7 protein-coding genes are annotated in these 10146 nt (G+C 65.3%); 5 read left to right on the top strand and 2 right to left on the bottom strand.

All coding sequences use genetic code 11. From position 1 onward, the window contains the following. Nucleotides 1-114: 114 nt before the first annotated feature. Both ACTHQX_RS00375 and ACTHQX_RS00370 read right to left on the bottom strand, forming a co-directional pair. The gene (locus ACTHQX_RS00375; RefSeq protein ID WP_440155093.1) at nt 115-1329 is read right to left on the bottom strand and encodes a PQQ-dependent sugar dehydrogenase; all 1215 of its coding nucleotides are present in this window, start codon (nt 1327-1329) and stop codon (nt 115-117) included. Nucleotides 1330-1368: 39 nt separating this feature from the next. After that, nucleotides 1369-2424, bottom strand: a complete 1056-nt coding sequence (locus ACTHQX_RS00370) for a sunset domain-containing protein (RefSeq protein ID WP_440155091.1) — start codon at nt 2422-2424, stop codon at nt 1369-1371. Nucleotides 2425-2649: 225 nt separating this feature from the next. Between ACTHQX_RS00370 and ilvD the strand changes: the two genes are divergently transcribed. From ilvD to serA, 5 genes are all read left to right on the top strand, one after another. After that, nucleotides 2650-4371, top strand: a complete 1722-nt coding sequence (gene ilvD / locus ACTHQX_RS00365) for a dihydroxy-acid dehydratase (protein WP_440155090.1) — start codon at nt 2650-2652, stop codon at nt 4369-4371. A 394-nt stretch (nt 4372-4765) separates the two neighbouring features. Beyond that, entirely contained in the window at nt 4766-6667 is a 1902-nt protein-coding gene (locus ACTHQX_RS00360; protein ID WP_236803846.1) for an acetolactate synthase large subunit, read from the top strand. Between the two features lie 2 nt (nt 6668-6669). Then, nucleotides 6670-7182: an acetolactate synthase small subunit gene (ilvN, locus tag ACTHQX_RS00355; protein ID WP_050054685.1), complete on the top strand. Its 513-nt coding sequence runs from the start codon at nt 6670-6672 to the stop codon at nt 7180-7182. A gap of 111 nt (nt 7183-7293) precedes the next feature. Beyond that, nucleotides 7294-8319, top strand: a complete 1026-nt coding sequence (ilvC, locus tag ACTHQX_RS00350; protein WP_236803844.1) for a ketol-acid reductoisomerase — start codon at nt 7294-7296, stop codon at nt 8317-8319. 117 nt (nt 8320-8436) lie between these two features. After that, on the top strand, nt 8437-10026 hold the full coding sequence (gene serA, locus ACTHQX_RS00345) for a phosphoglycerate dehydrogenase (protein WP_236803841.1): 1590 nt from the start codon (nt 8437-8439) through the stop codon (nt 10024-10026). The last annotated feature ends 120 nt before the right edge of the window (nt 10027-10146 follow it).

Here is a 10146-nt window from a genome sequence, read left to right as displayed (position 1 = left end):
TCTGTTGTTTAGTTCGTCCGAGGGCTTTTATTTCCCTCGTTGACCTCCGCAACGACATGAAACTCTACACGAAGTTTTGGCTGGTGTGAAATCGAAGTGGGCGGATGGAGCCGCTTAGCGTGGAATCCGCAAAATCAGCGCAAAATCAGGGTTTTGGTTGTTGCTCAGAGCCCACAAGTCCCCGTTCGGGGCCACTGTAACGTTCCTGATCCGCCCGAACTGCTGCGTGAAATAGCCCACAGGGTTGCCGGCGTTTTCGCCGTCGAGCGGAACAGCCCACAGGCGCTGGCCCCTCAGCGCGCCAAGGTAGGCCGTGCTGCCGACGATCTCGAGCCCGCTGGGGGAGGAGTCTGCGGTGGACGGCCAGACAATCTTGGCGTCGATGAATCCGTCGCGGTGGGGTGCTCCCGTGACTTCCGGCCAGCCGTAGTTTCCTCCGGGCTGGATCAGGTTGAGTTCGTCATTGACGTCGGGTCCGAACTCGCTGGCCCAGAGCCGGCCCTGGGTGTCCCACGCCAGGCCCTGCACGTTCCGGTGGCCAAGGCTGTAGACGGGATTGTTCGGGAAGGGATTGCCGGGCGCGGGGGCACCGTCCTTGGTGAGCCGCAGGATCTTGCCGCCCAGGGCGTTCCGGTCCTGGGGCTGCTCCCGGCGCTGCGAGTCTCCCGTGCCGACGTAGAGGAACCCGTCCGGGCCGAACCGGATCCTGCCGCCATTGTGGGTGGAGGCCTTGGACATGCCGGAGAAGATCACCTCCGGCTCACCCAGGCGGAAGCCCGCACCACCAGCTGCCCCACTGCCGTCCAGGCGCATGCGGGCAATCCGGTTGTCATCGGCGGCAGTGAAGTAGGCGTAGAGATAGCGGTCCGAGGCAAAGCCGGGTGACAGTGCCAGGCCCAGTAATCCGCCCTCACCGCCAGGAACGACGCCGGGGACGGACCCGATGGTGCTGACCTTGCCGTCCCGGACAGATCTGAGCAGGGCGGTATCGCGTTCGGAGATGACGGCCGTGCCGTCCGGCAGGAACACCGTGGACCAGGGAACCTGCAGCCCCTCGATCCTGCTCCGTACTTCCGGTGCCCGCGGCGGTGTCGGAGCCGCACTGGAAGTAGCCGGTGCACTCGTGCCGGGGGTACGCGTTCCCGGTGTGCCGGAGCCGGGGGCGGATGGCGCGGGAACCCCGGTGGCCGCGGAGCCCGTGCTGCCCGGACCAGGCTGAGCGCCGTCACCGGTGCAGCCGGACAGGGGCAACGCCAGGGCCAGGGACAACGCGAAGGCGGAATACGCGGCTGCAGCCGTTGCGCGTTTCCCGGCGCGGTTGCGTGTCATCCGCCTACTCCGTCCGCAAGCTGCCGCCGCCGCTGGGCGTTAGCGCCGGGACCGCCGCGGCGCCCGGAACCCTGCAGCCTCGGCGTGTGCCGGGGACTGGAACCAGACCTCCGCCCGGGCGTCCTCGTAGCCGGCGCTGTCTTCGTCGTAATAGGTCATGGCGCTGACGTCGCCCTTGACGGCGAATCCGTCCGGGGCGCTGCCGTCCGCTGCGGGCGCGGCCGATCCCTCGCCATACGGCTGATCCCCTGCGGCTGCTTCGCTCACATCGGCGACCCGTTCACGATGGATGGGCTGTTCGCCGAAACCACGTTCCGCGCCGAAGCCCTGTTCCAGATGATGCGGCTGGAGTTCGCGGTGGTGGGGCTGGGCCTCGTGGCTGGCTCCGGCTTCCGTGGCGGCGGAGGACTGGATCCGCTGCCGGGTTTCGGCCTCAGCGTCCATCGATTCGGCGGCTGCGGATTCCGCGCCCGGAAGGGTAGGGGCATGGGGCTCCGTGTACTCCGCGTGATGCGTCGGCGGGGCAGGCTGTGCGGCACGCTCTTGGGCTGCCGGTTGAGTGGAACTGCCTGCAGCGGCACTGCCTGTTTCTGCACTGGCTGTTTCTGCACTGCCGGCATCCGACCACTGGGCATCCCATTCGGCCTTATCTTGGTCGTCGTCCCAGTCGTCAACATCTCCTCCGGCGGGCCGCGCCGAGGAAGGGCGGGCGGTGGCGGCTTCCCAGGATTCGATGTCCGGTTCCACGTCCTCGGGGTCCGGGCGCGTGGCCGCAGGGGTGGGCTGGCCCACCAGCGGCGCGGCTTCCGCGGCCGCCGGCCCGGCGTCCGGCCCTGTTTCAGGCTCTGCCAGGCGGCCAGTTTCCGGGACGGTCCGGGTGGTGGCTGACGGAGGTCCCGCCGCCGCTGCTGCGGCAGAAACGGCCGACGGCGTCTCTTGCGTTCCGGTTGACGCTGCGGGAGAGGCTCCGGCACGGGGCGTCGCCTGTTCGGTCCGTGCCGCGTCGGCTGCCGCTCCCCGCGAGTTCCGGTTCAGCAGCCACCAGACAATGGCAATGATCAAAACAATGACAATGACCCAGATAATCCACTCCATAGCAAAGCCTTTCATCCGTCACACGAGGTTGCCGTTGCTTGACGGTACGTCGCTGTCAATAGGGCTGTCTAGGCTTGTCAACGCCAGTGGGGGAGTAGGTGCACAGGCCATCCGTCTCAAAATGTGAGACGTGAGTCCACTATTTGATCGAAATTTTCTGGAAATTGGGCCAAAGGGGCCACTTCCGGTCGTTGGCGGCCTTTCAGGAGTCATAGACTTTGACCCATGAGTGAGGACACCCAGATCGCAACCGATAACAAGCCTGACATCAAGCCCCGGAGCCGGATTGTCACCGACGGCATTCACGCAGCTCCGGCCCGTGGAATGTTCCGGGCCGTGGGCATGGGCGACGACGACTTCGCCAAACCCCAGATCGGCGTCGCGAGCTCCTGGAACGAAATCACTCCCTGCAATCTGTCCCTGAACCGGCTGGCCCAGGGCGCCAAGGAAGGCGTCCACGCAGGCGGCGGCTTCCCGATGCAGTTCGGCACCATCTCCGTGTCCGACGGCATCTCCATGGGCCACGAGGGCATGCACTTCTCCCTGGTATCCCGCGAAGTCATCGCCGACTCGGTGGAGACCGTCATGCAGGCAGAGCGCATCGACGGCTCCGTGCTGCTGGCCGGCTGCGACAAGTCGCTCCCGGGCATGCTCATGGCCGCTGCGCGCCTGGACCTCGCCAGCGTATTCCTCTACGCCGGCTCCATCATGCCGGGCTGGGTCAAGCTCGAGGACGGCTCCGAAAAGGAAGTCACCCTGATCGACGCCTTCGAAGCCGTGGGTGCATGCGCCGCGGGCAAGATGAGCCTGGAAGATCTCACCCGCATCGAGAAGGCCATCTGCCCCGGCGAAGGCGCCTGTGGCGGCATGTACACCGCGAACACCATGGCCTGCATCGGTGAGGCCCTGGGCATGTCCCTGCCCGGCTCGGCAGCCCCGCCCTCGGCAGACCGCCGTCGTGACGAATTCGCCCGCAAGTCAGGCGAAGCCGTGGTCAACCTGCTCCGCCACGGCATTACCGCCCGCGACATCATGACCAAGAAGGCCTTCGAAAACGCCATCGCCGTCACCATGGCCTTCGGCGGATCCACCAACGCCGTCCTGCACCTGCTGGCAATCGCCCGCGAGGCAGAGGTCGAACTGACCCTGGACGACTTCAACCGCATCGGCGACAAGATCCCGCACCTGGGTGACCTGAAGCCCTTCGGCCGCTACGTCATGACCGACGTGGACAAGATCGGCGGCGTGCCGGTGATCATGAAGGCACTGCTCGACGCCGGCCTGCTGCACGGCGACTGCCTCACTGTCACGGGCAAGACGGTCGCGGAAAACCTCGAGGCCATCAACCCGCCGGACGTCGACGGCAAGATCCTGCGCGCGCTGGACAACCCGATCCACAAGACCGGCGGCATCACCATCCTGCACGGTTCCATGGCTCCGGAAGGCGCCGTCGTGAAGACCGCAGGCTTCGACGCCGAGGTCTTCGAGGGCACTGCGCGCGTGTTCGAGCGCGAGCAGGGAGCGCTGGACGCGCTGGACAACGGCGAGATCCAGAAGGGCGACGTCGTCGTGATCCGCTACGAAGGCCCCAAGGGCGGTCCGGGCATGCGCGAGATGCTCGCCATTACCGGCGCCATCAAGGGTGCAGGCCTGGGCAAGGATGTCCTGCTGCTCACCGACGGCCGCTTCTCCGGCGGCACCACCGGCCTCTGCATCGGCCACGTCGCCCCCGAAGCGGTCGACGGCGGCCCCATCGCCTTCGTCAAGGACGGCGACCGGATCCGCGTGGACATCGCCGCCCGCAGCTTCGACCTGCTCGTAGACGGCGCAGAACTCGAAGCCCGCAAGGACGGCTGGGCGCCGCTGCCGGCCAAGTTCACCAAGGGTGTCCTGGCCAAGTACGCCAAGCTGGTGCACAGCGCCTCCACGGGCGCCTACTGCGGGTGATGCCTTCCCCTTACGGGCGGCGCTGAGCGCCTCCCGCAAGGGGCCCCTCGGCATCACCCTTATTAAGCCCTGCCGCCTACAGCGGTCAGGTGCTGTTCGATCCCTTAGGGAAGGATCAATTCGTGGACACTGATGTCCACATGGTGAGATCGCGGGCCGCTTCGTTGACACGCTATCCACCAGAGGGAAAACTGAACGCATGATCTTCGTTACCGTCGGCACCGTCGTCGTACTTACTCAGCGCGTGGCTCCATAGCCCGACTGGTAACGAACTGTCACGCGCAACCCCTCGAAAAGCCACCAGGCTGAGGGGTTTTTTTATTTTCCGGGCGGGACGGAACGTTCAGTTTTCCCTAGCACCACACCAATTCAAGATCCACTAAGGAAGAGTTCGATGAGCAAAGGATCGCCCATCAGCCCCTCGCTGATGGCTTCAAAGTCCGCTGGAGCCGCCAAGGCTCCGGAACGCGTCGACAAGCCGGCTGAGGCCGGGGTCGACATTGCTGCAGCCGCCTCTCCTGTCCTTGGGCCGAACAACGTCGTACCCCCGACGGTGATGACCGGCTCAGAAGCAATTGTCCGTGCGCTCGAAGAACTCGGCGTCGACGATATTTTCGGTTTGCCCGGTGGCGCGATCCTGCCCACCTACGACCCCTTGATGGCCTCCAAAATGAACCACGTTCTGGTCCGTCACGAACAGGGAGCCGGCCACGCCGCGCAAGGCTACGCCATGGTCACCGGGCGGGTGGGCGTCTGCATCGCCACCTCGGGCCCGGGTGCCACCAACCTCGTCACCGCCATCATGGATGCCCACATGGACTCCGTTCCGCTCGTGGCCATCACCGGCCAGGTCTCCAGCGGAGTAATCGGCACCGATGCCTTCCAGGAAGCCGACATCGTGGGCATCACCATGCCCATCACCAAGCACTCGTTCCTGGTGACGGACCCCAACGACATTCCGCACGTCATGGCCGAGGCCTTCCACCTCGCCTCGACCGGACGTCCGGGCCCGGTCCTTGTTGACGTCGCCAAGGACGCCCAGCAGGGGCAGATGACCTTCTCCTGGCCGCCCAAGATCGACCTGCCGGGCTACCGCCCGGTGGTCCGTGGCCACAACAAGCAGGTCCGCGAGGCAGCAAAGCTGATCTCCGCGGCCAGCAAGCCCGTCCTGTACGTCGGCGGCGGTGTGTCCAAGGCCCATGCGGCGGCTGAACTGCGCGAGCTGGCCGAACTTACCGGTGCACCGGTGGTCACCACACTCATGGCCCGCGGTGTCTTCCCGGACTCGCACCCGCAGCACGTGGGCATGCCCGGCATGCACGGCACGGTCTCGGCTGTTACCGCGCTGCAGCAGGCGGATCTGCTGGTAACCCTGGGTGCGCGCTTCGATGACCGCGTCACCGGTGTCCTGAAGACCTTCGCGCCCAACGCCAAGGTCATCCACGCCGACATCGACCCCGCGGAAATCTCCAAGAACCGCACGGCCGACGTTCCCATCGTGGGCTCCGTGAAGGAGATCATTCCGGAACTGACGGAAGCTGTCCGGACCCAGTTCGGCGCCTCCGGGACTCCGGACCTGGCCAGCTGGTGGGCCTTCCTGAACAACCTGAAGGACACCTACCCGCTGGGCTGGACCGAACCGGAGGACGGCCTCACTGCACCGCAGCGGGTCATCGAGCGCATCGGTGCCCTGACCGGCCCCGAGGGCATCTACGTCGCCGGTGTGGGACAGCACCAGATGTGGGCCGCGCAGTTCATCAAGTACGAGCGCCCGCATGCCTGGCTGAACTCCGGCGGTGCCGGCACCATGGGCTACGCCGTTCCGGCCGCCATGGGCGCCAAGGTGGGCGAGCCGGACCGTGTGGTCTGGGCCATCGACGGCGACGGCTGCTTCCAGATGACCAACCAGGAACTGGCCACCTGCGCCATCAACAACATCCCCATCAAGGTTGCCGTCATCAACAACTCCTCGCTGGGCATGGTGCGGCAGTGGCAGACCCTCTTCTACGAGGGACGCTACTCCAACACGGACCTGAACACCGGCCACGAGACCATCCGCATCCCGGACTTCGTCAAGCTCGGCGAGGCCTACGGCTGCGCATCCTTCCGGTGCGAGCGGGCCGAGGACATCGACGCAACAATTCAGAAGGCGCTGGAGATCAATGACCGCCCCGTGGTCATCGACTTCGTGGTCAGCCCCGACTCCATGGTGTGGCCGATGGTGCCCGCCGGGGTCAGCAACGACCAGATCCAGGTTGCCCGCAACATGACCCCGGAATGGGAAGAGGAGGACTGATCATGAGCCGCCACACACTGTCCGTTCTGGTCGAAGACAAGCCCGGTGTGCTGACCCGCGTGGCCAGCCTTTTCGCCCGCCGCGCCTTCAACATCAACTCCCTGGCCGTCGGCCCGACGGAAGTTCCGGGCATCTCCCGGATGACCGTCGTCGTCGACGCCGACGGTGACCTGATCGAACAGGTCACCAAGCAGTTGAACAAGCTGATCAATGTGATCAAGATTGTTGAACTGACTTCCGAATCTTCCGTACAGCGCGACCACATCCTGGTCAAGGTACGTGCGGATGCCGCAACTCGTCTGCAGGTGACCCAGGCTGCAGACCTGTTCCGTGCTTCAGTGGTCGACGTCTCCACAGACTCGGTGGTCATTGAAGCAACTGGCCATCCCGAAAAGCTCACGGCACTGCTCTCGGTGCTGGAGCCCTTCGGTATCCGCGAAATTGTGCAGTCCGGCACCTTGGCCGTTGGACGGGGATCCCGCTCCATGAGTGATCGGGCCCTGCGCAGCGCCTAAGGCACAGCTCAGGGCTCAGCCTAGAGCTCAGCCCAGGCGGCGCGCTTCGCCCGCAAACGCAGCACCGAAGCTATACATCTACAAAAAATCCACTCAAGAGGAGTTACGCAAGTGACTGAAATGTTTTACGACGACGACGCAGACCTGTCGATCATCCAGGGCCGCAAGGTAGCCATTGTCGGCTATGGCTCCCAGGGCCACGCCCACGCGCAGAACCTGCGCGATTCCGGCGTCGAGGTTGTCATCGCGCTCAAGGAAGGCTCCAAGTCCATCGCCAAGGCCGAGGACGCAGGCTTCACGGTCAAGAACGTTGCCGACGCCGCCGAATGGGCCGACGTCATTATGATCCTGGCGCCGGACCAGCACCAGCGCGCGATCTTCACAGACTCCATCAAAGACAAGCTGACCCCCGGCAAGGCCCTGGCCTTCGCCCACGGCTTCAACATCCGCTTCGGCTACATCGAGGCCCCGGAAGGCGTCGACGTCATCCTGGTCGCCCCGAAGGCTCCCGGCCACACCGTGCGCCGCGAGTTCGAAGCCGGCCGCGGCATCCCGGACATCATTGCCGTTGAGCAGGACGCTTCGGGCTCCGCCTGGGAGCTGGCCAAGTCCTACGCCAAGGCCATCGGCGGCACCCGCGCCGGCGTCATCAAGACCACCTTCACCGAAGAGACCGAAACGGACCTCTTCGGCGAGCAGTCCGTCCTGTGCGGCGGCGTTTCCCAGCTGGTCCAGTACGGCTTCGAGACCCTGACCGAGGCTGGCTACCAGCCGCAGATCGCCTACTTCGAGGTGCTGCACGAGCTCAAGCTCATCGTTGACCTCATGTGGGAAGGCGGCATCGCCAAGCAGCGCTGGAGCGTTTCCGACACCGCAGAGTACGGCGACTACGTTTCCGGCCCGCGCGTCATCACCCCCGAGGTGAAGGAAAACATGAAGGCTGTCCTCGCCGACATCCAGAACGGTGCCTTCGCCAAGCGCTTCATTGACGACCAGGACAACGGCGGCGCCGAGTTCAAGGAGCTGCGTGCCAAGGCCGAGCAGCACCCGATCGAGGAAGTTGGCCGCGAACTGCGCTCCCTGTTCTCCTGGCAGCAGCAGGACGAGGACTACGTGGAAGGCTCCGCAGCCCGCTAAGGCTGAGCCCTTCAAAGCACGGCGGTGAGGCCGGGTTCACACTTAACAATGTGAGCCCGGCCTTTCCGTACGCCTAGACTTTATGTACCCCCAGGACTTCAACGCAGAGGATCAGCTGTGTCAAAACCCGTAGTATTGCTTGCCGAAGAACTTTCGCCCGCCACCATCGAGGCCCTTGGCCCGGACTTTGAAATCCGCCAGACCGACGGCGCCGATCGTTCCCAGCTGCTCTCTGCCATCGAGGACGTTGACGCCATCCTGGTCCGCTCCGCCACGAAGGTGGACGCCGAGGCCATTGCCGCCGCGAAGAACCTGAAGGTCATCGCCCGCGCCGGCGTCGGCCTGGACAACGTGGACATCAAGGCGGCCACCCAGGCCGGTGTCATGGTGGTCAACGCCCCGACGTCGAACATCGTTTCCGCTGCGGAACTCACCGTTGGCCACATCCTGAGCCTGGCCCGCCACATCCCGCAGGCCAGCGCCGCCCTGAAGGACGGCGAGTGGAAGCGCTCCAAGTACACCGGCATCGAACTCTTCGAGAAGAAGATCGGCATCATCGGCCTGGGCCGCATCGGCGCCCTGGTCGCCGCCCGCCTCCAGGGCTTCGATACCGAGATCCTCGCGTTCGACCCCTACATCACCTCTGCCCGCGCCGCCCAGCTCGGCGTGAAGCTCGTCACCCTGGACGAGCTGCTCGCGCAGTCTGACTTCATCACCATCCACATGCCCAAGACGCCGGAAACGGTCGGCATGCTCGGCGCCGAAGCCTTCAAGAAAATGAAGAGCACCGCTTACGTGGTCAACGTGGCCCGCGGCGGCCTCGTGGACGAGGAAGCCCTCTACACCGCACTGCAGGACGGCCAGATTGCCGGTGCTGCCGTGGACGTCTTCGTCCAGGAGCCCAGCACCGACCTGCCGTTCTTCAAGCTGGACAATGTTGTGGTCACCCCGCACCTGGGCGCGTCAACCGACGAGGCACAGGAAAAGGCCGGCGTCTCCGTCGCGAAGTCCGTCCGCCTTGCCCTCGCAGGGGAACTGGTTCCGGACGCCGTGAACGTTGCCGGCGGCCTGATCGCCCCCGACGTCCGCCCGGGGATCCCGCTGATCGAGAAGCTGGGCCGCATCTTCACGGCGCTGACCCACGCTTCGGTGACCCAGATCGACGTCGAGGTTGCCGGCGAAATCGCCGCGCTTGACGTCAAGGTCCTGGAGCTCGCCGCCCTCAAGGGGATCTTCGCCGACGTCGTCACCGAGCAGGTGTCCTACGTCAACGCCCCCGTGATCGCCGAGCAGCGCGGCATCAACGTCCGGCTCATCACCACCCCTGAAGCCGAGGACTACCGCAACGTGCTGACGCTGCGCGGCGCCCTGAGCGACGGTGCACAGATCTCCGTGTCCGGCACCCTGACCGGACCCAAGCAGGTACAGAAGCTCGTCGGCGTCAACGGCTACGACGTCGAGATCCCGATCAGCGAGCACCTCGTGGTGGTCTCCTACGCCGACCGTCCCGGCGTCATCGGCACCATCGGCCACATCCTGGGCATGAACAACATCAACATCGGCGGCATGCAGGTGGCACGGAGCGCGGAGGGCGGCCAGGTCCTGGCCCTGCTCACCATCGACAGCTCCGTCCCGCAGCAGGTGCTGGACGCCATCAAGGCCGGCATCGGTGCCGAAATGGTGCGCGAAGTGGACCTCGAGGACTAGTCCGACGAACCCTGGCCGGCCACGGCCAGGTCCCCAACGCGGGGTGAACTCCTTGTCCCTTGGAGTTCTCCCCGGCCAAGTATGATTGGCCGGTCTGCTTACAATAGCTAGGTTCGAATT

Source organism: Arthrobacter sp. SAFR-023 (genome assembly GCF_051965295.1).
In the GTDB taxonomy this organism is placed as follows: Bacteria; Actinomycetota; Actinomycetes; order Actinomycetales; family Micrococcaceae; genus Arthrobacter.
The sequence above is the reverse complement of the archived record's forward strand: the minus strand, read 5'-3'. Positions and strand labels throughout refer to the sequence as shown.

Coding starts and splice junctions, on each gene's coding strand:
- ACTHQX_RS00375 (WP_440155093.1), bottom strand. CDS start 1,329: ATGACACGCAACCGCGCCGGGAAACGCGCAACGGCTGCAGCCGCGTAT.
- ACTHQX_RS00370 (WP_440155091.1), bottom strand. CDS start 2,424: ATGGAGTGGATTATCTGGGTCATTGTCATTGTTTTGATCATTGCCATT.
- ACTHQX_RS00360 (WP_236803846.1), top strand. CDS start 4,766: ATGAGCAAAGGATCGCCCATCAGCCCCTCGCTGATGGCTTCAAAGTCC.
- ilvN (WP_050054685.1), top strand. CDS start 6,670: ATGAGCCGCCACACACTGTCCGTTCTGGTCGAAGACAAGCCCGGTGTG.
- ilvD (WP_440155090.1), top strand. CDS start 2,650: ATGAGTGAGGACACCCAGATCGCAACCGATAACAAGCCTGACATCAAG.